Below are 24,456 nucleotides of genomic sequence, written 5' to 3'. Positions count from 1 at the left end.
CTGGTTGTTCAATTGATACCCGACCGTATATCGGGAACCACATAGTGGACGCAAGCAAAGTGTTTTCAAGATATCGGCTTATTAGTACAGGTCAGCTCCACGAGTCTTTAGTCCTCGCTTCCACATCCTGCCTATCAACCCGGTAGTCTAGCCGGGAGCCTTCACCCTAAAAGGGATGGAAATCTCATCTCGAAGCCGGCTTCCCGCTTAGATGCTTTCAGCGGTTATCCGTTCCGAACGTAGCTAATCAGCGGTGCTCCTGGCGGAACAACTGACACACCAGAGGTTCGTCCATCCCGGTCCTCTCGTACTAGGGATAGATCTTCTCAAATTTCCTACGCGCGCAGCGGATAGGGACCGAACTGTCTCACGACGTTCTAAACCCAGCTCGCGTACCGCTTTAATGGGCGAACAGCCCAACCCTTGGGACCTACTCCAGCCCCAGGATGCGACGAGCCGACATCGAGGTGCCAAACCATGCCGTCGATATGGACTCTTGGGCAAGATCAGCCTGTTATCCCCGAGGTACCTTTTATCCGTTGAGCGACAGCGCTTCCACAAGCCACTGCCGGATCACTAGTCCCGACTTTCGTCCCTGCTCGACTTGTCAGTCTCACAGTCAAGCTCCCTTGTGCACTTACACTCGACACCTGATTACCAACCAGGTTGAGGGAACCTTTGGGCGCCTCCGTTACTCTTTAGGAGGCAACCGCCCCAGTTAAACTACCCACCAGGCACTGTCCCTGAACCGGATTACGGTTCGAAGTTAGATATCCAGAGTGACCAGAGTGGTATTTCAACAATGACTCCACCCGAACTAGCGTCCGAGCTTCAAAGTCTCCCACCTATCCTACACAAGCCACACCGAACACCAATACCAAGCTGTAGTAAAGGTCACGGGGTCTTTCCGTCCTGCTGCGCGTAACGAGCATCTTTACTCGTAGTGCAATTTCGCCGAGTTCGCGGTTGAGACAGCTGGGAAGTCGTTACGCCATTCGTGCAGGTCGGAACTTACCCGACAAGGAATTTCGCTACCTTAGGATGGTTATAGTTACCACCGCCGTTTACTGGGGCTTAAATTCTCAGCTTCGCCCTTGCGGACTAACCGTTCCTCTTAACCTTCCAGCACCGGGCAGGCGTCAGTCCGTATACATCGTCTTGCGACTTAGCACGGACCTGTGTTTTTAGTAAACAGTCGCTTCCCACTGGTCTCTGCGGCCTTCAAACGCTTCAGGAGTAAATCCCTACACGCCTCAGGCCCCCCTTCTCCCGAAGTTACGGGGGCATTTTGCCGAGTTCCTTAACCACGATTCTCTCGATCTCCTTAGTATTCTCTACCTGACCACCTGAGTCGGTTTGGGGTACGGGCGATTGGAACCTCGCGTCGATGCTTTTCTCGGCAGCATAGGATCACTGATTTCGTCCGTGAGGACTACCCATCGGGTCTCAGGCTACATAGAAGACGGATTTGCCTATCTTCTGCCCTACATCCTTAGACCGGGACAACCATCGCCCGGCTCAGCTACCTTCCTGCGTCACACCTGTTAATACGCTAAACGCCCCAGCGTAGGGTCGTGTGCTAGGCCAAGACCGTCACCCCGAAGGGATCGAATCAAGGATTCAGACACTTAGCATTACTGGATTGTCTTGGGCGGTTCTTCATCGGTACGGGAATATCAACCCGTTGTCCATCGACTACGCCTGTCGGCCTCGCCTTAGGTCCCGACTTACCCAGGGCGGATTAGCCTGGCCCTGGAACCCTTGGTCTTTCGGAGGACGGGTTTCTCACCCGTCTTTCGCTACTCATGCCTGCATTCTCACTCGTGTGGCCTCCACGGCTGGTTCACACCGCCGCTTCGCTGGCCACACGACGCTCTCCTACCCATCCATACGGCTGGACCACGAAGGCCTGCCTATAATATAAATGCCACAACTTCGGTGGCGTGCTTGAGCCCCGTTACATTGTCGGCGCGGAATCACTTGACCAGTGAGCTATTACGCACTCTTTCAAGGGTGGCTGCTTCTAAGCCAACCTCCTGGTTGTCTATGCAACTCCACATCCTTTCCCACTTAGCACGCGCTTAGGGACCTTAGATGGTGGTCTGGGTTGTTTCCCTCTCGACGATGAAGCTTATCCCCCACCGTCTCACTGCTGCGCTCTCACTTACCGGCATTCGGAGTTTGGCTGAAGTCAGTAACCTTTTGGGGCCCATCGTCCATCCAGTAGCTCTACCTCCGGCAAGAAACACGCAACGCTGCACCTAAATGCATTTCGGAGAGAACCAGCTATCACGAAGTTTGATTGGCCTTTCACCCCTATCCACAGCTCATCCCCTCCATTTTCAACTGAAGTGGGTTCGGTCCTCCACGACGTCTTACCGTCGCTTCAACCTGGCCATGGATAGATCACTTCGCTTCGGGTCTAGAACATGCGACTCATACGCCCTATTAAGACTCGCTTTCGCTACGGCTGCCCCTCACGGGTTAACCTCGCCACATATCACTAACTCGCAGGCTCATTCTTCAAAAGGCACGCTGTCACACCAACAAGGGTGCTCCAACGGTTTGTAAGCAAACGGTTTCAGGTACTATTTCACTCCCCTCCCGGGGTACTTTTCACCTTTCCCTCACGGTACTTGTCCGCTATCGGTCATCTGGGAGTATTTAGGCTTATCAGGTGGTCCTGACAGATTCACACGGGATTTCTCGGGCCCCGTGCTACTTGGGATACTCTCCGGACAGGCGACGACATTTCGACTACGGGGTTCGCACCCTCTATGACTGGCCTTTCAAGACCATTCGTCTATATCGCGCTCATTGCCCTCACAGCTCGGTAGAACTGTACGGAAAGTCCCACAACCCCGACCATGCAACTCCTACCGGATATCACACATGATCGGTTTGGCCTCTTCCGGTTTCGCTCGCCACTACTAACGGAATCGCTTTTGCTTTCTCTTCCTGTGGGTACTGAGATGTTTCACTTCCCCACGTTCCCTCTACCCGCCCTATATATTCAGGCGGGAGTCACCAGGTCACCCAAAGGGCCTGGCGGGGTTTCCCCATTCGGAGATCCTCGGATCAAAGCTCTATTATCAGCTCCCCGAGGCTTATCGCAGATTTATACGTCCTTCTTCGGCTCCAGATGCCAAGGCATCCACCGTTTGCTCTTAGAATCTTGAAATCACATGAGATTGAATCGTTTCGCCTCCCCCTAGAGGAGACAGAATTGACCAATGATCTATAAATAGATCTTTGTGATCCACCGGAAAACCGGTGAATCTAAGATGCTCGCGTCCACTGTGTAGTTCTCAATATACGGGCGGTACCCCACCACCATCCACAACAGGACGACGGAAAGGGTCCGACAAGAAACCAGACACACCCAAAAGGTGCGGCCCGGTCCCTCAGGACCCAACAGCGTGCAACATGCCCTCGACACACCGAACCACGTTCCCACCCCACAGGGAGGCGTACTAGCAGCCCGACACATCAGCCGGCATCAATGTCAATGTTCCACCCATGAGCGCCACCGCCAGGACATACGCCTGACGCGTGACTTGGCACCCTTGATCTCCCTGTATACAGAGGAGAGGTGCACATGCTCCTTAGAAAGGAGGTGATCCAGCCGCACCTTCCGGTACGGCTACCTTGTTACGACTTAGTCCTAATCACCGATCCCACCTTCGACAGCTCCTCCCTTGCGGTTAGGCCACTGGCTTCGGGTGTTACCGACTTTCATGACTTGACGGGCGGTGTGTACAAGGCCCGGGAACGTATTCACCGCAGCGTTGCTGATCTGCGATTACTAGCGACTCCGACTTCATGAGGTCGAGTTGCAGACCTCAATCCGAACTGAGACCGGCTTTTTGGGATTCGCTCCACCTTACGGTATCGCAGCCCTTTGTACCGGCCATTGTAGCATGCGTGAAGCCCAAGACATAAGGGGCATGATGATTTGACGTCATCCCCACCTTCCTCCGAGTTGACCCCGGCAGTCTCCTATGAGTTCCCACCATTACGTGCTGGCAACATAGAACGAGGGTTGCGCTCGTTGCGGGACTTAACCCAACATCTCACGACACGAGCTGACGACAACCATGCACCACCTGTATACCGACCTTGCGGGGCACACATCTCTGCATGTTTCCGGTATATGTCAAGCCTTGGTAAGGTTCTTCGCGTTGCATCGAATTAATCCGCATGCTCCGCCGCTTGTGCGGGCCCCCGTCAATTCCTTTGAGTTTTAGCCTTGCGGCCGTACTCCCCAGGCGGGGAACTTAATGCGTTAGCTGCGACACGGAGACCGTGGAATGGTCCCCACATCTAGTTCCCAACGTTTACGGCATGGACTACCAGGGTATCTAATCCTGTTCGCTCCCCATGCTTTCGCTCCTCAGCGTCAGTTACGGCCCAGAGATCTGCCTTCGCCATCGGTGTTCCTCCTGATATCTGCGCATTCCACCGCTACACCAGGAATTCCAATCTCCCCTACCGCACTCTAGTCTGCCCGTACCCACTGCAGACCCGAGGTTGAGCCTCGGGATTTCACAGCAGACGCGACAAACCGCCTACGAGCTCTTTACGCCCAATAATTCCGGACAACGCTTGCACCCTACGTATTACCGCGGCTGCTGGCACGTAGTTAGCCGGTGCTTTTTCTGCAGGTACCGTCACTTTCGCTTCTTCCCTACTAAAAGAGGTTTACAACCCGAAGGCCGTCATCCCTCACGCGGCGTTGCTGCATCAGGCTTGCGCCCATTGTGCAATATTCCCCACTGCTGCCTCCCGTAGGAGTCTGGGCCGTGTCTCAGTCCCAGTGTGGCCGGTCACCCTCTCAGGCCGGCTACCCGTCGTAGGCTTGGTGAGCCATTACCTCACCAACAACCTGATAGGCCGCGAGTCCATCCCCAACCGAAATTCTTTCCACGACCAGACCATGCGGCCAGTCGTCATATCCGGTATTAGCTACCATTTCTAGCAGTTATCCCAGAGTCGGGGGCAGGTTACTCACGTGTTACTCACCCGTTCGCCACTGATCCGCCAGAGCAAGCTCTGACATCACCGTTCGACTTGCATGTGTTAAGCACGCCGCCAGCGTTCGTCCTGAGCCAGGATCAAACTCTCCATAAATGCTTAAACGCACGACCACCCGAAAGCAGCCGGCACATCTAAAGCCGGACGTGAACGGGAATCGAACACGAACCAGCAAGTTTGAAACCGACAGAACAAATCATTACTGACTTGCTTGTTTGTTTAAATGTATTCCAAAGGAATCCGAAACGAGCATCCGAAGGACACCCGCAACGGGTATTTGGCATTTGACATTGTGCACGCTGTTGAGTTCTCAAGGAACGGACGCTCCCGACACCGACCATCACAGCCAGCCATCGGAGCTCACACTCCACCGCTCCCCGTGGGAGTGATCCAGACCAGAAGGCCCAGCACTCACGTCGGAAGCAGAATCAGACCCTAGCTCAGTTGATGGTAAACACGCAACCCGTAAGCCGCGGCAACTTCTGTTTCACCAGGATCATCACCCGCCAGAACAGCTCCGGAAGCTTTTCGCTTCCCGCCCGTTCCGGCGACAAGAGGAGACATTACGCGGACCACCCCACCCCCGCAAAACAACCCGCATCCCGGGCGTGTCGCGACAGCCTCCCGCGGACGGCGTGACGGCGGTCCCGGGGACCGCCGCCGCGCGCATCAGTGGAAGAAGTGGCGCTCGCCCGTGAAGTACATGGCGACGCCGGCGGCGCGGGCCGCCTCGACGACCTCCTCGTCGCGCACCGATCCCCCGGGCTGGACCACCGCGCGGACCCCGGCGTCGAGTAGGACCTGCAGCCCGTCGGCGAACGGGAAGAACGCATCGGACGCGGCCACCGACCCGGAGGCGCGGTCGCCCGCGCGCTGCACGGCGAGCTGGCACGAGTCCACGCGGTTGACCTGGCCCATCCCCACGCCGACGGACGCACCGTGGTGGGCGAGCAGGATCGCGTTCGACTTCACCGCCCGGCAGGCCTTCCACGCGAACTCGAGGTCCGCGAGCGTCTGCTCGTCCACGGGCTCCCCGGTGGCCAGGGTCCAGGTGGCCGAAAGTCGCGTGCCGTCCGTGGGGAACGCGTCGCCGGACTGCACGAGGTAGCCGCCCGAGATCTGGCGCGCCTCGAGGTCCTCGCGGTGGTACCCCTCGGGGAGCGTCAGCAGCCGGAGGTTCTTCTTCGTCTTCAGCAGGGTGAGCGCGTCGTCGTCGAACCCGGGCGCGACGAGGACCTCGGTGAAGATCTCCTTCACCGTCTCCGCCATCCCCAACGTGACGGTGCGGTTCGCCGCGATCACTCCCCCGAAGGCCGAGACGGGATCGCAGTCGTGCGCGCTGCGATGCGCGGCGGCGATCGCGTCGACCGCGCGGGGCGCCGCGACGGCGATGCCGCAGGGGTTCGCGTGCTTGATGATGGCCACCGCCGGCTCCGCGAAGTCGTAGGCGGCGCGCACCGCGGCATCCGCGTCGACGAAGTTGTTGTACGACATCTCCTTGCCGTGCAGCTGCGTCGCCTGGGCGATGCCGGCGCCGTCCGGCCGTCGGTAGAGCGCCGCGTCCTGGTGCGAGTTCTCGCCGTACCGGAGCACCTGGGCCAGCTCGCCCGCGACGTCCCAGCTCGCGGGCCAGGAGGAGCCGCCCGACTCGGAGGGTCCTTCCCCGACGACCGTGGACCGGAAGTAGTCCGCGACCGCGCGGTCGTAGTCGGCCGTGTGCGCGAACGCCGCGGCCGCGAGGCGCCGCCGCTGCGCGAGGGTGGTCCCCCCGGATCGCACGGCCTGGATCACCTCGTCGTAGCTCGACGGGGACACGACGATCGCCACGTTCGCGTGGTTCTTGGCCGACGCCCGCACCATGGCGGGCCCGCCGATGTCGATCTGCTCGATGACGTCCGACGCCGGGGCTCCCGAAGCGACCGTCTCGACGAACGGGTAGAGGTTCACGACCACGAGCTGGAACGGCGAGATGCCGAGCTCCGCGAGCTGCACCTCGTGCGACTCGAGCCGGAGGTCGGCGAGCAGACCGGCGTGCACGGCGGGATGCAGCGTCTTGACGCGCCCGTCGAGGGACTCCGGGAACCCGGTCACGTCCTGCACCTGGGTGACGGGGAAGCCCGCCTCGGCGATGGTGCTGGCCGTGGATCCGGTGGAGACGATCTCGACCCCGGCCTCCGCGAGCACCTGGGCCAGCTCGAGCAGCCCGGTCTTGTCGCTGACGGAGACGAGGGCGCGAGCCACCTCGATGCCGTCTCGATCGCGGAACAGGGACGGGTCGTGACGGGGTCCGCTCATGCCGGGGACAGCTCCTTGAGGTCGATGGTGCCGAGGGAGATGGCGCGCACCGTGTCGACGAGGAGCCTGCGCTCCACGACCTTGATGCGCTCGTGCAGGGTGTGCTCGGTGTCGTCCGGCTCCACGGGCACGCGCTCCTGCGCGAGCACCGGCCCGGTGTCGACCCCGGTGTCGACGACGATGATGGACGCCCCGGAGCTCGTGGCCCCGGCGGCGATGGCGTCCCGGACGGCGTGCGCCCCGGGGAACTCCGGCAGGTACGCCGGGTGCGTGTTGACGATGCGGGGCGCGAAGGCCGCGACGGCCCGCGGTGGGAGCAGGCGCATGAAGCCGCTGAGGACCACCAGGTCGGGTTCCCAGCCCGCGATGGCCGCCGCGAGCTCGTCGCCCCACGCGGCACGGTCGGGGAAGCTCGCGAACGGGACGGTGAAGGTGGGGATGCCCCGCTCCTCGGCGAAGGCGAGCCCGTCGGCGTCCCGATCGGCCCCCACCGCGATCACCCGGGCGGGGTAGTCCGCGTGGTCGGCCGCCTGGAGGAGGGCGTGGAGGTTGGTCCCGCTGCCGGAGATGAGGACGACCACGTTGAGCACCCGCACAGCCTATCCGCGTCCCTCGGGGCTGCGCCGGACCAGGGGGGCCATCAGGCCGGACACGAACATGCCCGCCACCGACGCGACGCCGATCTCGAGGAACGCGGCGAGGAGGATCCAGCCGGCCGCCGGCCCCACGTCGGCCAGGCGTCCGGGTCCGGCGGCGCCCCCGGAGATGACCGCCAGCAGGGCGAGCACCACGGCGCCGACGACGCCCATGCCGAGACCCGAGACGAGGAACCACGGCCAGCGTCGCGCCTCGGGCTCGGGGATCCGCGCGACCCGCGGGGACAGCGCGACCGCGGCGACGAAGGAGACGACGACCGGGACGAGGATCCCCAGGTAGCCGAGGTCGAACGCACCCTGCGGCAGGATGCCCAGGACCGGCACGGACGGGATGGGGCCGACGGTCGTGCCGAGCGGCGAGATGGACGACCCGGTGCCGAGCGCGAAGCCGGGTCCGAGCAGCCACGACGCCGCCCACACGATCAGGTTCGGCAGGAGCGCGATCTGCGCAAGCGTGAGGGCGACGCCGCCGACGATCCCCGTCTGCAGCGTCTCGTACAGGGTGATGACGGTCGCGTACTGCAGGCCGAGCAGCACCGCGACGACCACGGCGGCGATCGCGACGACCCCGAAGGCCGCGGCCGCTCCCCCGCGGACGGCCGTGGCGGCGACGGAGGCCGCGCCGTCCGGCAGGCGGTCGAGCGCGTCCCGCGCGCCGCGGACGACGCCGGCAGCCCGGCCGGAGGACAGGGACGCCCACCACCGGGCGGCCCGCGCGCGATCGGCGCGCGCGATCCCGCCGACGAGCAGGCCGAGCGCGAGGACCAGGGTGGGCAGGATCACCCCGCGCCCGACGGCCGGGGAGACGCCCTCGTGCTGTGCCGCGAGCGCGAGGCCGAGGGACAGCACGGCGGTCGTGGCCACGGCGGAGACCGCGCCGACGCCGGGGTGGTCGGTCTCGACGATGCGGCGGCCGGCGCGGGTCCCGAGGAGGAGCGTGAGCAGCGCGAAGCCCAGCGGCGCGAGCGTGAGCGCGAACGGCGCGTCGACGCCCGGGAGGCCGAGGGACGAGGCGAGCGACGGATCCAGCGACGCCGTGAGCGGCACGCCGTGCCCGAGGAGCCACAGGTCGACGGCCGTGCGCGCGAAGACGCCCCAGTCGATCTGCAGGTCGTACTGGCCAGCCCAGAGCGCGGTGAGCGGCACGAGGGGCAGGGCGACGCCGACCCCCACCACCAGGAGCGCCTCGAGTGCCGCGAACAGGGCGGTTGCGTGTCGGTTCATGCCTCGACGACCCTACCGGCCGGGCCCTGCGCGACCCGTGCGGCGACGGGCGCGCCGGGGCATCCGCGGGCCGATCCGCGTGTGGAGGACCCGGGCACGACGACGGCCCGCATCCACCGGGATGCGGGCCGTCGTCGTGCGCTCGCGAGCGCGTCGTCGCTACAGGGCGGCGAAGACCTCGCGGAGGAGGTTGGCCGTCTCGGTCGGCGTCTTGCCGACCTTGACGCCCGAGGCCTCGAGGGCCTCCTTCTTGCCCTGGGCCGTGCCGCTGCCGCCGGAGACGATGGCGCCGGCGTGGCCCATCGTCTTGCCCTCGGGGGCGGTGAAGCCCGCGACGTACGCGACGACCGGCTTGGTGACGTGGGCCTTGATGTACTCGGCCGCGCGCTCCTCGGCGTCGCCGCCGATCTCGCCGATCATGACGATGGCGCGCGTCTCCGGGTCGGCCTCGAACGCCTCGAGGGCGTCGATGTGCGTGGTGCCGATGATCGGGTCGCCGCCGATGCCGATGGCGGTCGAGATGCCGAGGTCGCGCAGCTCGAACATCATCTGGTACGTGAGCGTGCCCGACTTCGACACGAGGCCGATGGGGCCGGCCTCCGTGATGGTGGCGGGGATGATGCCGGCGTTCGACTTGCCGGGGCTGATGATGCCGGGGCAGTTCGGGCCGACGATGCGGGTCGTGCCGCCGGTGCTCTTGGCGTGCGACCAGAACTCCGCCGAGTCCTTGACGGGGATGCCCTCGGTGATGACGACCGCGAGCGGGATGGCGGCGTCGATCGCCTCCACCACGGCGCTCTTGGCGAAGGCCGGCGGCACGAAGATGACCGACACGTCGGCACCCGTCTCCGCCATGGCCTCGGCGACGGAGCCGAAGATCGGGAGCTCGACGCCCTCGATGGTGACCGTGCTGCCGGCCTTCCGCGGGTTGACGCCGCCGACGACCTTGCTGCCGGTTGCGAGCATGCGGCCCGCGTGCTTGGTGCCCTCGGAGCCCGTGAGGCCCTGGACGATGATCCTGCTGTTCTCGTCGAGAAGAATCGACATGTTCGTGTTCCTGTTCTCTCTCGGGAGTTAAGCGGCGGCCAGCTCGGCGGCCTTGTCGGCCGCCTCGTCCATGGTGCCGACGACGGTGACGAGGGGGTGCGCGCGCTCCTCGAGGATGCGGCGGCCCTCCTCGACGTTGTTGCCGTCGAGGCGGACGACGAGCGGCTTGGTGGCGGCGTCGCCCAGCTTGTCGAGCGCGCCGACGATGCCGTTCGCGACCGCGTCGCACGACGTGATGCCGCCGAAGACGTTGACGAAGACGCTCGTGACCTGCTCGTCGCCGAGGATGACGTCGAGGCCGGCGGCCATGACCTCGGCCGACGCTCCGCCGCCGATGTCGAGGAAGTTCGCGGGGCGCACGCCGCCGTGCTGCTCGCCGGCGTAGCTGACGACGTCGAGCGTCGACATGACGAGGCCCGCGCCGTTGCCGATGATGCCGACCTGGCCGTCGAGCTTGACGTAGTTGAGGTCCGACTCCTTGGCCTTGGCCTCGAGCGGGTCGGCCGCGGCCGCGTCCTCGAGGGCGGCGTGGCCCTCGTGGCGGAAGCCGGCGTTCTCGTCGAGCGTGACCTTGCCGTCGAGGGCGATGATGTCGCCCGACTCCGTGAGGACGAGCGGGTTGACCTCGACGAGCGTCGCGTCCTCGTCGCGGTAGACCCACCAGAGGCGCTCGAAGACGGGCGCGACCTTGGCGATGAGCTCCTCGGGGAACGACGCGGCGCGGGCGATCTCCTCGGCCTTGGCGGCGTCGATGCCGGCGACCGGGTCGATCTCGATGCGGGCAAGCGCCTCGGGCCGGGTGACCGCGAGCTCCTCGATCTCCATGCCGCCCTCGTAGCTGGCGAGGCACAGGTACGAGCGCTCGGCGCGGTCGAGGAGGATCGAGAAGTAGAACTCCTGCGCGATGCGGGCGCCTGCCGCGACCATCACGCGGTGCACGGTGTGGCCCTTGATGTCGAGCCCGAGGATGGACTGCGCCGCCTCGTGCGCCGCGTCGGCGCTCTGGGCGACCTTGACGCCGCCGGCCTTACCACGGCCTCCGGTCTTCACCTGCGCCTTCACGACGACGGTGCCGCCCAGCTTCTCGGCCGCGGCGCGCACCTCCTCGGCGGTGTCGGCGACGATCCCCGGGAGGACCGGGACGCCGTAGGACTCGAAGAGGTCCCTGGCCTGGTATTCGAAAAGATCCACGCGTGTCATCCCATCCGCACCCGCGCCAGGCGGTTACGTGCGTCGTTCGAGGCTGCGGTGCCACGACCGTCTGGTGGCGGCACCCGGTGTGTTGCGGCTGGTCGACGCGCCCGCCGCCCACCTCCGTGGGCCGGCCCGCCGCGTCGACGACCGTGGAGAGCCTATCGGGTCGCGGGTGGACCGGTCCGGGTGCGCCAGGACCGTGCGCCGACGCGCGATCGGCGGCCTGGGGAGGGAGACTGGGCGGATGAGGCCGAGGACGCATCCCGCGCGTCGGCCGGGCGGATCCATCCGGGACATCGCGGGCGAGGGGGTCCTCTTGGCGGCGGGAGCGCGGGCGATCCTGCTCCAGGTCGCCGAGCCGGCCGTGGCGCGCGGCGTGGCCGAGCACAGCGACTTCGCGTCGCGACCGCTCGACCGGCTCGAGGGCACGCTCGGCTACATCTACGCGGTCGTCTTCGGCTCCCCCGACGAGGTCGCGCGCGCTCGGCGGATCGTCGGCCGGGCGCACGCGCCGGTCCGGTCGGCGGTCCCCGCGGCCGACGGCTCGGCGCCGGCCTACTCCGCCTACGATCCCGGGCTGCAGCTCTGGGTGGCGGCGACGGTCTACCAGTCCGCGATCACGATGTTCGAGCTGTGCTTCGGGCCGCTGCCCGACGAGGCCGCCGACAGGATCCACCGGCAGTACGCGGTCCTCGGCACGGCGCTGCAGGTCCCGGAGGGGATGTGGCCCGCGGACCGCGCGGCGTTCCGCGCGTACTGGGACGAGCGGATCGCGACGCTCGAGCCGACGTCGGACGCCCGTCGGATCGCGCGGACGCTGCTGGACGGACGGGGCGCGCCGCCGGTGGTCCGGGCGGTCTTGCCGCTCGTCGCGCTCGTGACGGCGGGGCTGCTGCCGCCGCGGATACGGGCGGGGTTCGGGATGCGGTGGGACGCGCGGCTCGAGCGCCGCTGCCGGCGTCTCCTCGCGCCCGTGCTCGCCGTGTACCGCGTGATGCCGCGCGTCGCCAGGGAGGCGCCGCGCTCCGTGATCACGCGCAGGTACCGCCGCCGCGCCGCCGCGTAGCCCGCCCGGCCGCTCCTGCACAGGCGCGCGGTCGCGGATCCCGTCCCCGGCTCCCGGCGGGTGCCCCGCGTCGGGACGCCCCGGGACGCACTGTGCGCCCATGACACGGATCCCCTCGACCACCCGCCCCTCCTCCTCTCCGCGGCGTGACCGCCCGGCACGGCGGCCGCACGCCGCACGGCTCGTCTCGGCGATCGCGGGCGTCGGCCTCGGGCTCGGGCTCGCGGCGAGCGCCGTGCCTCCCGCGCAGGCGCTGAGCGCGGTGTCCCACGGCGTCGGCCACGCGTCGGGATCGGACGGCCGATGGCTGGGCTCGTACCGGATGGACGACGGCCGGCTCGGCTTCTGCATCGACGTCGGGCTCGCCGGGCCGCCCGGCCACGAATACTCCCCGGTGGAGGACACGGGCGCGACGCCCGACGACCGGGCGCGGCTCGCGTACATCTCCCGGCGCTGGGCGGGCTCCGCCGATCCCGACACCGCCGCGGCGGGACAGCTCGCGACCTGGAGCATCACCGGCCTCGGCGCCCACGACCTGTCCTGGTACGCGGCCCGCGCCGGCGACCACGCGGAGATCGTCGAGTCCCGAGCGCACGACATGCTCGCGGAGGCGGCGTCCGGGGCCTCGCGCTCGGTGACCGCTGCCGCGACCGTGGCGCTCGCGGACGACGGGACGGGGAGCGTGCGCCTCGACCTGCGCGCCGACCTCGTCGCCACCGGGCCGACGGACGTGCCGGCCGGCTCCCAGACGGGGACCGTCACGCTCGACGGCGCCGCGTTCGACGACGGGACCACGACCGCGCAGGTGGCGAACGGCACCGCGGTGCCGATCCGGGCGACGGGAGCCTCCGCGGCGCTGCACGTGACGGCGAGCGCCGTCTTCGCCTCCCTCCCGTACGGCGACGCCCTCGACGCGGTGGGCGACGGCGGTGCGTCGCAGCGGATGATCCTGGCCCGACCCGCGGATGCGCGCGCCGACGCGCAGGCGGACGCCCACGCACCGAGCCCGCTCCCCTTCGCCCCGCGCGTCGTCACGCGGACGTCGCGGGCCGTGGCCGCGGTCGGCGACGAGCTCGCGGACGCGCTCCGGGTGTCCGCCGATCCCGCGGCGCCAGCCGACCACGGGAGGCCGGCTACCTCCGACGGCTGGGGGCTCGCCCGCCAGGGCGACGGGAGCCTGGTACCTGTGCCGGTCGTCGTCCGGAGCAGGCTCCTCGGACCGTTCCCCGAGCAGGTCGGTCCCGAACGCGATGAGGTCCCCGCCGGCGCCCCGCAGGTCTGCGAGGTCATGACGCGCGTCGACCGCGGACCGGGCGACTACACCTCGCCCGCCTGCCGCCTCCCCGCCGGCGGCTTCTACGCCTGGGTCGAGACCATCTCGCCCGACGACACCCCGGTCGCGGCCGGACGGGCGCGCGTGCTGCCGTGGCGATCGACCTTCGGCGCCGCCACCGAGACGACGCAGGTGCCGCAGCCGCCGCGGATCACGACGACCATCGGATCCCCGGAGATCCCGACCGGCGGCTGCCAGACCGACACGCTGCGCACGACGTGGTTCGTCGGGGTCGGCCCCGTCCCCGTGCACGTCCGCGTCGTGGGTCCGTTCGCGACCGCGCCGGCCGAGGGACAGACGGTGGCCGTCCCCGGTGGCGGGGGCGCGGATGCGCCAGGGGCGGACGTCGCCATCGCCGATGACGGCGACGTGACGACACCCTGCATGCGCGTCGCGGCGCCCGGGTGGTACGTCGCCGTCCTCGACAGCCCGGGCCGTCCCGCCGGGGAGGCGGACGGCGCCGCCATCGCGCCGTTCTCCGACCACGCGGCGCACGCGGCCGAGACCTTCCACGTGAGCACGCCCGCCGGCGACCGCCCCGCGTCACCCGGGCACGCGCAGCTGGCGATGACGGGCGGCGCTCCCGGGGTCGACATGCCGGGCTCCGGCGGGACGGCACGTGTGGGCGCTCCGGCGCTCGCGTGCGCCGCGGCGTCCATCGGCGCGCTGGGCGCTGTCGGCATCGGCGCGCGACGAGCCGGACGGCGCCGTTCGCCGGCTAGAGCTTCTCGATGGGCGCGATCTTGATGAGCAGCCGCTTGCGACCCGCGGGCCCGTCGAACTGCACCTCGGCGATGCGCTTGCGCCCCTCGCCCGTGACGCCGGTGACCCGGCCGTCGCCGAAGTCGGTGTGGCGGATGCGGTCGCCGAACGCGAGCTCGAGGTCGCCGTTGTCGCGCACCTGCCCGGTCACCGTGTTGGCCCACTGGGTCTTCGGGCGCGGGGGCGGCGGCAGGGCCGGATCCTCGAAGCCGCTCGAGGAGCGGGATCGACCGCCGTACCCTCCGCCCTCCCGCCGCGCGTTGAGGGCACGCGGTTGGGTGCCGCCCCGCGACGTGGCCATGCCGGGCGACTGCTTCCAGTCGATGAGCTCGGCCGGGATCTCCTGCAGGTACCGACTGGGCATGGCCACGTTGACCTCGCCGAACTGCGCCCGCGTCATCGCCAGGGAGATGAAGAGGCGCCGGCGGGCGCGCGTGATGCCGACGTAGAACAGGCGGCGCTCCTCCGCCGGGCCGCCGGGCTCGTTGGCCGACATACGGTGCGGCAGGAGGTCCTCCTCCACGCCGGTGAGGAAGACCGAGTCGTACTCCAGGCCCTTCGCCGTGTGGAGGGTCATCAGGGACACGGTGCCGCTCGAGTCGTCGAGCTCGTCCGCCGCGGCGACGAGCGAGACCTCGGTGAGGAAGTCCACGAGCTGGCCCTCGGGGTTGTTGCGGGAGAACTCCTTGGTGACGGCGACGAGCTCCTCGACGTTCTCCGCGCGGGCCTCGTCCTGCGCGTCCTTGCTCGCCCGGAGCGCCTGCACCAGGCCGCTCTTCTCCAGGAGGGTGGTCACCAGGTCGCCGACCGTCGTGCGCCCCTCCGGCCGATCGGGGTCCAGCAGCAGCGCCACCTCGTCGAGCATGCGCGAGAGCGCGAGGATCGCCTGCGTCACCTTGGGCCCGAGCCCCAGCTCGGACGCGCGACGCATGGCCTCGCGGAACGTGACCCCGTGCGACTCCGCGAAGTTGGCGAGGGCCGTCTCCGTGGCCGGCCCGATGCCGCGCTTCGGGGTGTTGAGGATGCGGCGCAGGGCCAGCACGTCCGCGGGGTTCGCGACCGCGATCAGGTACGCCATCGCGTCCTTGATCTCGGCCCGCTCGTAGAACTTCGTGCCGCCCATGATCCGGTAGGGCACGGCCGAGCGGATGAGGATCTCCTCGAGCGCGCGCGTCTGCGCGTTGGTGCGGTAGAAGACGGCGATCTCGGAGTAGGCGGTGCCCTCCTCGTGCAGCTTCTGGATCTCGTCGGCGACGAACTGCGCCTCGTCGTGCCCCGAGTACCCGGTGAAGCCGACGATCTTGTCGCCGTCGCCGATGGACGTCCACAGCTTCTTGTCCTTGCGGTCGAAGTTGTTGGAGATGACGGCGTTGGCGGCGGTGAGGATGTTCTGGGTCGAGCGGTAGTTCTGCTCGAGGAGCACGACCTTCGACTGCGGGAAGTCGCGCTCGAACTCGGTGATGTTGCGGATGTCGGCGCCGCGGAACGCGTAGATGGACTGGTCGCTGTCACCCACCACGGTGAGCGACGCGCCGTCGATCCCGCCCATGCCGTTCGTGGACATGCGCGTGTCGACCGGAACGTCGTCGGGTGCCACCGCGCGCGTCAGCTCCCGGATGAGCGAGTACTGGGCGTGGTTCGTGTCCTGGTACTCGTCCACCAGGACGTGCCGGAAGCGCCGCTGGTAGAGCGCCGCGACCTTGGGGAAGGCGCGGAAGAGGTAGACGGTCTGGCCGATGAGGTCGTCGAAGTCGAACGCGTTGGCAGCCGCGAGCGAGCGCGTGTACTGCCGGAAGATCTCCACGAACATGGCCTCGGCCGGGTCGTTGAAGTTCGCCGTGCGCGCGAACGTGTCCGCGTCCGACAGCTCGTTCTTGAGCTTCGAGATGCGGCCGGAGACCGAGGAGACCGTGAAGCCGAGCGTGTCCGCGTCGAGCTGCTTGATGATCCGCTTGATGAGCACGCGGCTGTCGGCGGAGTCGTAGATGGTGAAGTTCTGCGTGAATCCGAAGGCCTCCGCCTCGCGTCGCAGGATGCGCACGCACGCGGAGTGGAAGGTCGAGATCCACATGCCCTCGGACGCCTGCCCGAGCAGCGACTCCACGCGCTCGCGCATCTCGGCGGCGGCCTTGTTCGTGAAGGTGATGGCGAGGATCTGGCTCGGCCACGCCTCGCGGGACTCGATGAGGCTCGCGATGCGGTGGGTGAGCACGCGCGTCTTGCCCGACCCGGCGCCCGCGACGATGAGGAGGGCCGGACCTCGGTACACGACGGCTTCCCGCTGCTCCGGGTTGAGGCCCTCGAGGAGCGGATCCTCCGGGGCTCCCGGCCCGCCGTCGGCGCCCGACCGGCCGTCGAGGATGATCGGCGTGCTGGAGCGGGAAAGGGCGGCGGGGTCGGCACTCATGTCGGCATCGATCCTAGGCGCTGCCCCCGACGCGCGGCCGGGCGGCCGTCGGCCGTCGAGCCGTCGAGCCGTCGAGCCGTCGAGCGGCCGAGCAGCCGAGCGATCGCGCGGCCGAGCCCTACCGCCCGACCGCGGCCGCCCGCTCCCCCACGAGCCGGACCGCGAGATCCGGGTGGTCGGCGAAGACGCCGTCGACGCCCGCGTCGAGGAACCGCCCCCAGTGCGCGCGGAAGTCGCCGTGCGCGGACTTCGGGCCGGGGCCGCGGAGGGGCCGGGGCAGGAACGCGTTCTCGGGACGGAGCGTCCAGGTGAACACCGTGAGGCCGGCGTCGTGCGCGCGTCGGACCAGGTCGGAGACGGGAGCCGCCTCGCCACCGGAACCGGAGCCCGCGCCGAAGCCCGCGGCAGGGCAGATCCGCTCGAGGCCCACGCTGATGCCGTCCACCTCGGCGGCGAGCGCCGCGAGCCCCGCGTCGGTGAGCTGCTCGTCGAACGTGACCGCGGACTCGCCGTGACGCGCGACCTCGTCGATCGCCGCGCCGCGCCCCTCGAGGAGGTACACCAGGCGCGCCGCGATGCCGTGCGCCCGCACGCCCAGGAGCGCGCTCCGCTCGAAGGACTCGATCGTGAGGCGCGAGGCGTCGTCCGCCCAGCCGTGCTCGCGGAGGTCGCGGGCGAGCAGCTCGTCGAGCGGCATGCCGAGCGCGGCGAAGTGCGTGGCGTGCTTGATCTCCGCGACCATGCCGAGCGGGCGACCGTGGCGCGCCGACTCCTGGTCGATGATCCGCAGCAGATCCGGCAGGGACAGCACGGTCTCCTGGTCGTCGTGCGACGCGCTGTCCGGCCGGGCCGCGGGGATCCGCTCCCGGCAGCGCAGCGTGCGGATCTCGGCCCACGTCATGTCCTCGGTGAACCAACCCGTGCGCTCGACGCCGTCGACGACGCGCGTGGCACGGCGGTCGGCGAACTCGGGCCGGTCGGCCACGTCGGTCGTGCCGGACAGCTCGTTCTCGTGCCGGATGACGAGCACGCCGTCGCACGAGGCGACGAGGTCGGGTTCGACGGCATCCGCGCCCTGCGCGAAGCCGAGCCGCACGGCGGCGGCGGAGTGCTCGGGGCGGTAGCCGCTGGCTCCGCGATGGGCGATGACGAGGGGGCGAGGGCGAGGGGCGTGATCCACGCCGCGCACGCTACATGCGCCGGGTGGACGGCGAGCGCGTACTCATCTGGGGAAATACACGGCCAGCGCCTGGGGTCTCCCAGCCTGGTCAGCTAAATTGGCCGTCAATCACGTTCAACCACCATTGAGAGTAGAAGGACCATGGCCAACCCCACGTTCTCCAACAACCCGGTCTTCAACGGCCGGGGTGCGACGCCCACGAGGGATGTGACCCCGGAGAGCCTCGACGAGCTCTACAACCGCCCGTCGGCGACCCCGGTCGAGACCGACCGCATGACCTTCGAGGACACGACCGTCAAGACGGTCAGCCTGCTCGCGATCGTCGTCGTCCTCGGCGCCGTCGCGTGGCTCTCGGGCCCGCTCGCCCTCCCCCTCGCGATGCTCGGCGCCATCGGCGGCCTCGTGCTCGGCCTCGTCAACTCCTTCAAGAAGGAGCCGTCCGTCCCGCTCATCGTCGCGTACGCCGCGTTCGAGGGGCTGCTGGTCGGCGGCATCTCCCGCGTCTTCGAGGGCATCGCCCCCGGCGTCGCCACCCAGGCGCTGCTCGGCACGGCCGCGGTCTTCGCCACCGTCCTGATCCTGTTCCGCAGCGGCAAGATCCGGGCCTCCGCGAAGGCGACCAAGATCTTCATGATCGCGATCATCTCCTACGCGGCGTTCTCCCTCGTGAACTTCGCCCTCATCGCCTTCGGCGCCATCCAGAGCCCCTGGGGCGTGCGCGGCATCGAGATCTTCGGCATCCCGCTCGGCGTGGTCTTCGGCCTGCTCGCCGTCGTGCTCGGCGCCTACTCGCTGGTCCTCGACTTCGACTTCATCCAGCGCGGCGTCCGCGCCGGCGCTCCCCGCAAGTACGGCTGGACCGCGGCCTTCGGCCTCGTGGTCACCATCGTGTGGCTGTACGTCGAGCTGCTCCGCCTCTTCGCCATCCTGCGCGGCAACAACTAGCGCGACCGCCCGTCCGCGGCACAGCACCGCGGACCGGCAGCACGACGAAGGCCGCTCCCCTCAGGGAGCGGCCTTCGTCGTCCACGGCGCGAGCGGGAGGATCACTCCCACTCGATGGTGCCCGGCGGCTTCGACGTGACGTCGAGCACGACGCGGTTCACGCCGTCGACCTCGTTCGTGATGCGGTTCGAGATGCGCGCGAGCACCTCGTACGGGAGGCGCGTCCAGTCGGCGGTCATCGCGTCCTCGCTGGAGACGGGGCGCAGCACGATCGGGTGGCCGTAGGTGCGGCCGTCGCCCTGCACGCCGACCGAGCGGACGTCCGCGAGGAGCACGACGGGGCACTGCCAGATCTCGCCGTCGAGGCCCGCCGCCGTGAGCTCGGCGCGCGCGATGGCGTCGGCCTTGCGCAGCAGCTCGAGGCGCTCGGCCGTGACCTCGCCGACGATGCGGATCCCGAGGCCGGGGCCGGGGAACGGCTGGCGCCCCACGATGACCTCGGGGAGGCCGAGCTCGCGGCCGATGGCGCGCACCTCGTCCTTGAACAGCGTGCGGAGCGGCTCGACGAGCTCGAACTTGAGGTCCTCGGGGAGGCCGCCGACATTGTGGTGGCTCTTGATGTTCGCGGTGCCCGTGCCGCCGCCCGACTCGACCACGTCCGGGTAGAGCGTGCCCTGCACGAGGAAGCGGATCGGCTCGCCGTCGGCCTTCGCCTCGAGCACGAGCGCCTCGGCGGCGCCCTCGAACGACCGGATGAACTCGCGGCCGATGATCTTGCGCTTGGCCTCGGGATCCGTGACGCCCGCGAGGCCGTCGAGGAACTGGTCGGCCGCGTCGACCGTGACGAGGCGGACGCCCGTGGCGGCCACGTAGTCCTCCTCGACCTGGCGGCGCTCGTCCTGGCGGAGGAGGCCGTGGTCGACGAAGACGCACGTGAGCTGGTCGCCGACCGCGCGGTGCACGATCGCCGCGGCGACCGCGGAGTCGACGCCGCCGGAGAGGCCGCAGATGACGCGGGCGTCGCCGACCTGGGCGCGGATCCGCTCGACCTGCTCGGCGATGACGTTGCCGCTGTTCCAGTCGCCGGGGATGCCGGCGGCGCGGTGCAGGAAGTTCTCGAGCACGGCCTGGCCGTGCGCGGAGTGCTTGACCTCGGGGTGCCACTGCACGCCGTAGAGGCGGCGCTCGTCGCTCGCGAACGCGGCGACGGGCGTGGACGCGCTAGAGGCGAGGACCTCGAAGCCCTCGGGCGCCTTCGACACGGAGTCGCCGTGGCTCATCCACACGGTCTGGTCGTCGGGCTGGCCGTCGAGCAGGGTGCTGCCCGGCGTGAGCGTCACGGCGGTGGATCCGTACTCGCGGGCTCCCGTGTGCGCGACCTCGCCGCCGAGCGCCCGGGCCATGACCTGGAAGCCGTAGCAGATGCCGAGCACGGGGACGCCGAGGTCGAGGATCCCCTCGTCGAGGCCGGGCGAGCCCTCCTCGTAGACGCTCGACGGGCCGCCGCTCAGGACGATGCCGGAGGGGTCCTTCGCGCGGATCTCCTCGGCCGTGATCGTGGACGGCACGATCTCCGAGTAGACGTTGGCCTCGCGGACGCGGCGGGCGATCAGCTGCGCGTACTGCGCGCCGAAGTCGACGACGAGGACGGGACGCTGCTGCGTGGGGTTGTCGACGCTCAAGTGGTGGCCTCCGTGGTGGTGGTCGGGTCGATGGGTCGGGGATCCGCGTCGTCGCGGTCGTCGTCGGCGGCGGGAGCCTTCCGGCGCGGAGCCTCGAGCTCCGCGATGGTCTCCCGCACCCGGCGGGCGATGCGCGCCTCGACGATGAAGGAGAGGAACGGCACGACGCCGCCCGCGGCGATGAGGATGAAGCGGGTGAACGACCAGCGCATCTTCTGCCAGAGCAGGAAGTCGCTGATGAGGTAGACCACGTAGATGTTGCCGTGGACGATCTGGATCAGGAGGCTCAGGTTCGTGCCCGTGAGCGTGTCCGCGGGCGACAGCGCGAGGAAGCCGGACGGCCCGTTCAGCTCGAGCTCGTAGCCGGCGCCGGCGAGGTACTGCAGCGATCCGTCGACGAACTGGAAGCCGGGCAGGTACTTGATGCCCATCTCCACGACGAGGAGGAGGAGGAACGCGCCGGTGATGAACGCCATGACGCGGTAGAAGCCGAGGACCCTCCGGATCTGCGGGACGTCGGAGCGCTTGAGTCCGTAGGCCATGCGTGGATCCTACCGGTCGGCGTCTGCGCGGCTCCCGCGACCGGGAGCGCTGACGGCGTCGTCGCGGCCGCCCTCGGGGAGCGGGTCGTCGTCGTCCTCCTCGTCGTCCTCGTCCTCGCGGTAGCCGGGCTGCTCGCGGGTCCAGGTGTCGCGGACGGTGCGGTACCAGATGACGATCGCGAAGATCGCGAACACCGCCCACTCCGCCGCGTAGAAGATGTTGAGCCAGTTGAGCTGCACGGCCTCGCTCGGCGGCGGCGAGTCGATCGCCGTGAGGCCGGCGACGGGCGCCGACGCGACGATGAAGCCGTTGTAGACGTCGCCCACGTCGCCCGGCCAGAGGTTGACGAGCGCCGCGGTGCTGAGGCGGGTCATGCGCTGGGGGTCCTGGCCCTCGCCCGCGGGCTCGGGCTGCTCGCTCGGGAGGAAGCGGCCGACGACCTCCTGGACGCCCGTCGGGGCTCCGTCGCCCGCGTTCAGCCGCGCCGCGACGGCCGCCGCCTCCCCGTCGGTCGCGGTCCAGCCGAGCGCGACGGGCACGCTGGCGGGCAGCGCGTCGGGCGCCGGATCCGCGGGGCCGCCGTCGTCCGTGATCGAGAGGTGGCCCACGACCCAGGCGCCGGTGCGGCTGGCGTTGAGGCGGTCGGAGACGACGACGAAGTCGCCGGGCACGAGCGCGCCCGCCACGGTGACCATGTGCCCGGCGGACGTGTCGGTGACGTAGCCCTGCGGCTCCGCCAGCGTGCCGAGCGGCAGCGCCGTCTCGGTGTCGCGTTCGATGACGACGCCCGACTCCACCGCGCGCGCGAGCTGCCACTGCCCGAGCGCCGCGAAGCCCGCGGCGATCACGAGCGCGAGCGCCAGCAGCCCGAGCGAGCGGGGGCGGCGGGCGACCTGGCCGATGGTGGGGCCGGCGGCGTCGGAGCCGCCCGGACCGGATCCCGCGGGCCGGGCGTCGGGACGCGGTGCGGCGTCGATGCGGGGGTCGGGTGCGTGCGTCATCAGTAGTCGGGTTCCCGTTCGCGGGTGGGTGGTGTCCAGGTGTCGTGGTCGGACTGCTGGCCGGCCTGCTCGGCGCGGCGGTCGGGGGCGGGACGGGGCTCGTCGGCGTCGTCGGACCCGCGCCGGCCGGCCGGTGCACCCTCCGCCTCGGGGCCGGTGCCGGGCGTCGTGCCGCGCGCCGCGGTGCCCGGCCGGGGCGTCGCGACGGCGAGGCCGTCGTCGTATGCGTCGGCCGGCGCCTGCTCGCCGCGCTCGGCCGCCTCGAACAGGGCGAGCGCGCCGGCCCGCTCCGCGTCGCGCTCGGCCTTCTCGGCCGCGCGCTTGGTGGCGGAGCGGTACCGCGTGGGCAGCACGGCCGTGCCGATGCGCACCGAGTTCGCGGCGAGGAGCGGCCCCATGATCGCCATCACCAGGACGTAGAGGCCGGCGAACGGCTGGATCCGCTCGTCGAGACCCGCCGACAGCGACAGCGTCGCGAGGATCAGCGCGAACTCGCCCCGGTTCTGCAGGATGAAGGCCGTGTTGATGCCGGCCTGCGCGCCGTGCCCGTTGAGCCACGCGACGAACTGCCCGGCGATGATGTTGAGGACGACCGTCATGAGCACGGCGACGAGCACCGGCACGACGACAGTGGGGAACTCGCCGGGATCCAGCGCCAGGCCGAAGTTGAGGAAGAAGAACGCGCCGAACACGTCGCGGAGCGGGATGGCGATCTGCTCGATCCGGTTGCGCATGCGCGTCGCGCCGAGGACGAGGCCGATGAGGAAGGCGCCGATCGCGTCGGTGACGCCGAGGACCTCGCCGATGCCGCCGAAGAGGATCGCGAGGCCGAAGAACAGGACGGTGAACAGCTCGACGTCGCGCGTGCGCATGAACCGCGACAGGAACGCGCCGCCCTTCCGCGCGACCGTGAACATGACCACGAGGAACGCGAACGACACCGCCAGCTGCCCGACCACCGCCCACGGCTCGGTCTCGCCGCTCAGCACGACCGACACGATGGCGAGGTAGACGGCGATGAAGATGTCCTCGACCACGGTGACGCCCAGGATCATGGGCGTCTCGTCGTTGGCCAGGCGGTTCAGCTCGATGAGGAGCTTGGTGACGATGGCGCTCGACGACGTGGCCGTCATGCCCGCGATGATGAGCGCCTCGCGGGTGCCCCAGCCGAGGGCGAAGCCGAACGCGAACCCGACGCCCATGTTGATGAGCACGTACGAGCCGCCCGAGACGATGAGCTTGCCGGCGTTGCCGAAGAACTCGTCCTGGTCGAACTCGAGACCGAGGTTGAACAGCAGGAGGATCAGGCCGAAGACGGCGATGAGCTCGATGTCGGCCGACGCGAAGTCGAGCGGGAACCAGTCGACGCTCGGGCTCGCGAGGAGGCCGATGAGCATGTATATGGGGATCGCGGGCAGGCCGATGCGCTTGCCGAGCTGGCCGAACGCGTAGGCGAGGACGAACAGCAGGCCGAGGACGATGAGGTCTTGGCCGTGGTGCACCCGCTACCCTCCGTCCGGCGCGGAGCCGGGCGCGGGGCGGTGCGGGAACTCGCCCGTCCGGTAGAACGCGAAGGCCTTCGCGACCTTCTCGGGGGATCCGGCCACGACGAGCGTGTCGCCCGGGTAGACCGTGAAGTCGTCGGACGGGGCGGGGTTCGCGGACTCGCCGCGCACGACCGCGACGACCGTGAGGCCGACGACGCCGCGCGACGCGAGGTTGCCGAGCGCCTGGCCGGCGATGTGGTCGTCGTAGTCGACCGTGAACCAGTCGATGCTGAGTCCGGGGATCTGGTCGAGCTTGTCGAGCGACTCGGTGATGCGCGTGCCGCCCAGCAGCTCGGCGAGCGTGTGCGCCTCGTCCTCGCTGAGGCGGAGCGACACCTTCTGCGTGTCGGGCCCGTCCTGCTCCTCGGAGAAGGTGATCAGGTCGCTGTGGCCGGAGCGGTGGGCGATGACGCCGACCTTGCCCCCGTCGTCGGTGATGAAGGTGTGCAGCACGCCGACACCCGGCAGCTTGACGCGACGGACCTCCGCCATGCGCGCACCTCCCTCTTCCTGTGGTTCACAACGCGGGCCGCGCCCCGG

At 68.7% G+C, this 24,456-nt stretch carries 15 protein-coding genes and 2 rRNA genes; 3 read left to right on the top strand and 14 right to left on the bottom strand.

All coding sequences use genetic code 11. The features are described 5' to 3' along the window. Positions 1-61 precede the first annotated feature (61 nt). The 7 genes from FGI33_RS00570 to sucC all read right to left on the bottom strand — a co-directional run bounded on the left by FGI33_RS00570 (position 62) and on the right by sucC (position 11,447). Positions 62-3,181, bottom strand: a 23S ribosomal RNA gene (locus tag FGI33_RS00570). Positions 3,182-3,609: 428 nt separating this feature from the next. Continuing rightward, positions 3,610-5,130 (bottom strand): 16S ribosomal RNA (locus tag FGI33_RS00565). The 16S and 23S rRNA genes sit together here, the layout of an rRNA operon. 573 nt (positions 5,131-5,703) lie before the next feature. After that, positions 5,704-7,329, bottom strand: a complete 1,626-nt coding sequence (gene purH / locus FGI33_RS00560) for a bifunctional phosphoribosylaminoimidazolecarboxamide formyltransferase/IMP cyclohydrolase (RefSeq protein WP_119435373.1) — start codon at positions 7,327-7,329, stop codon at positions 5,704-5,706. Next, positions 7,326-7,919: a phosphoribosylglycinamide formyltransferase gene (purN, locus tag FGI33_RS00555; protein WP_182478459.1), complete on the bottom strand. Its 594-nt coding sequence runs from the start codon at positions 7,917-7,919 to the stop codon at positions 7,326-7,328. Before purN ends, purH begins: the two co-directional genes overlap by 4 nt. Before the next feature lie 9 nt (positions 7,920-7,928). Next, positions 7,929-9,209 (bottom strand): cell division protein PerM, encoded by a 1,281-nt coding sequence (locus FGI33_RS00550; RefSeq protein WP_237582103.1) that lies wholly within the window; start codon positions 9,207-9,209, stop codon positions 7,929-7,931. A gap of 159 nt (positions 9,210-9,368) precedes the next feature. Then, on the bottom strand, positions 9,369-10,256 hold the full coding sequence (gene sucD, locus FGI33_RS00545; RefSeq protein ID WP_119435062.1) for a succinate--CoA ligase subunit alpha: 888 nt from the start codon (positions 10,254-10,256) through the stop codon (positions 9,369-9,371). Between the two features lie 27 nt (positions 10,257-10,283). Beyond that, positions 10,284-11,447 carry an ADP-forming succinate--CoA ligase subunit beta gene (sucC, locus tag FGI33_RS00540; protein WP_045530563.1) on the bottom strand — a complete coding sequence of 388 codons (1,164 nt, stop codon included), beginning with the start codon at positions 11,445-11,447 and terminating at the stop codon, positions 10,284-10,286. A gap of 247 nt (positions 11,448-11,694) precedes the next feature. On the opposite strand from sucC, the gene FGI33_RS00535 reads away from it, so the two are divergent. Together FGI33_RS00535 and FGI33_RS00530 are read left to right on the top strand one after the other, a co-directional pair. Beyond that, positions 11,695-12,516 (top strand): oxygenase MpaB family protein, encoded by an 822-nt coding sequence (locus FGI33_RS00535; RefSeq protein ID WP_119435063.1) that lies wholly within the window; start codon positions 11,695-11,697, stop codon positions 12,514-12,516. Positions 12,517-12,616: 100 nt separating this feature from the next. Continuing rightward, positions 12,617-14,596, top strand: a complete 1,980-nt coding sequence (locus FGI33_RS00530) for a hypothetical protein (RefSeq protein WP_237582102.1) — start codon at positions 12,617-12,619, stop codon at positions 14,594-14,596. Here FGI33_RS00530 and FGI33_RS00525 read toward each other — a convergent pair. Together FGI33_RS00525 and FGI33_RS00520 are read right to left on the bottom strand one after the other, a co-directional pair. After that, entirely contained in the window at positions 14,568-17,018 is a 2,451-nt protein-coding gene (locus FGI33_RS00525) for an ATP-dependent helicase (protein ID WP_237582101.1), read from the bottom strand. The genes FGI33_RS00530 and FGI33_RS00525 overlap by 29 nt on opposite strands. Before the next feature lie 118 nt (positions 17,019-17,136). Then, positions 17,137-18,207 (bottom strand): glycerophosphodiester phosphodiesterase family protein, encoded by a 1,071-nt coding sequence (locus FGI33_RS00520; protein ID WP_119434537.1) that lies wholly within the window; start codon positions 18,205-18,207, stop codon positions 17,137-17,139. A gap of 132 nt (positions 18,208-18,339) precedes the next feature. Here FGI33_RS00520 and FGI33_RS00515 point away from each other — a divergent pair, with 132 nt between their 5' ends. Further along, positions 18,340-19,143, top strand: coding sequence for a Bax inhibitor-1/YccA family protein (locus FGI33_RS00515; RefSeq protein ID WP_104236007.1), 804 nt, complete (start codon positions 18,340-18,342; stop codon positions 19,141-19,143). Positions 19,144-19,244: 101 nt separating this feature from the next. Here FGI33_RS00515 and guaA read toward each other — a convergent pair whose 3' ends face one another. Genes guaA through FGI33_RS00490 form a run of 5 tightly spaced genes read right to left on the bottom strand, consistent with a single transcriptional unit; the run spans position 19,245 to position 24,408 of the window. Continuing rightward, the gene (gene guaA / locus FGI33_RS00510) at positions 19,245-20,825 is read right to left on the bottom strand and encodes a glutamine-hydrolyzing GMP synthase (RefSeq protein WP_119434538.1); all 1,581 of its coding nucleotides are present in this window, start codon (positions 20,823-20,825) and stop codon (positions 19,245-19,247) included. Then, positions 20,822-21,367, bottom strand: a complete 546-nt coding sequence (locus tag FGI33_RS00505; RefSeq protein WP_119434539.1) for a DUF3817 domain-containing protein — start codon at positions 21,365-21,367, stop codon at positions 20,822-20,824. The genes guaA and FGI33_RS00505 overlap by 4 nt, the downstream gene beginning before the upstream one ends. Positions 21,368-21,376: 9 nt before the next feature. Continuing rightward, the gene (locus FGI33_RS00500; protein ID WP_237582100.1) at positions 21,377-22,369 is read right to left on the bottom strand and encodes an SURF1 family protein; all 993 of its coding nucleotides are present in this window, start codon (positions 22,367-22,369) and stop codon (positions 21,377-21,379) included. Next, on the bottom strand, positions 22,369-23,871 hold the full coding sequence (locus tag FGI33_RS00495; RefSeq protein ID WP_204585641.1) for a cation:proton antiporter: 1,503 nt from the start codon (positions 23,869-23,871) through the stop codon (positions 22,369-22,371). The genes FGI33_RS00500 and FGI33_RS00495 overlap by 1 nt, the downstream gene beginning before the upstream one ends. A gap of 3 nt (positions 23,872-23,874) precedes the next feature. Then, positions 23,875-24,408, bottom strand: a complete 534-nt coding sequence (locus FGI33_RS00490; protein WP_012039247.1) for a cation:proton antiporter regulatory subunit — start codon at positions 24,406-24,408, stop codon at positions 23,875-23,877. Positions 24,409-24,456 lie beyond the last annotated feature (48 nt).

The organism is Clavibacter phaseoli, from assembly GCF_021922925.1.
Classification (GTDB): Bacteria; Actinomycetota; Actinomycetes; order Actinomycetales; family Microbacteriaceae; genus Clavibacter; species Clavibacter phaseoli.
This window is presented reverse-complemented; position numbering and strand designations above follow the sequence as displayed.

Excerpts from the sequence above, each read along its gene's own strand:
- FGI33_RS00505 (WP_119434539.1), bottom strand. The coding sequence starts at position 21,367 with ATGGCCTACGGACTCAAGCGCTCCGACGTCCCGCAGATCCGGAGGGTC.
- FGI33_RS00550 (WP_237582103.1), bottom strand. The coding sequence starts at position 9,209 with ATGAACCGACACGCAACCGCCCTGTTCGCGGCACTCGAGGCGCTCCTG.
- purH (WP_119435373.1), bottom strand. The coding sequence starts at position 7,329 with ATGAGCGGACCCCGTCACGACCCGTCCCTGTTCCGCGATCGAGACGGC.
- FGI33_RS00500 (WP_237582100.1), bottom strand. The coding sequence starts at position 22,369 with ATGACGCACGCACCCGACCCCCGCATCGACGCCGCACCGCGTCCCGAC.
- sucD (WP_119435062.1), bottom strand. The coding sequence starts at position 10,256 with ATGTCGATTCTTCTCGACGAGAACAGCAGGATCATCGTCCAGGGCCTC.
- FGI33_RS00525 (WP_237582101.1), bottom strand. The coding sequence starts at position 17,018 with ATGAGTGCCGACCCCGCCGCCCTTTCCCGCTCCAGCACGCCGATCATC.
- FGI33_RS00535 (WP_119435063.1), top strand. The coding sequence starts at position 11,695 with ATGAGGCCGAGGACGCATCCCGCGCGTCGGCCGGGCGGATCCATCCGG.
- FGI33_RS00530 (WP_237582102.1), top strand. The coding sequence starts at position 12,617 with ATGACACGGATCCCCTCGACCACCCGCCCCTCCTCCTCTCCGCGGCGT.
- FGI33_RS00515 (WP_104236007.1), top strand. The coding sequence starts at position 18,340 with ATGGCCAACCCCACGTTCTCCAACAACCCGGTCTTCAACGGCCGGGGT.
- FGI33_RS00490 (WP_012039247.1), bottom strand. The coding sequence starts at position 24,408 with ATGGCGGAGGTCCGTCGCGTCAAGCTGCCGGGTGTCGGCGTGCTGCAC.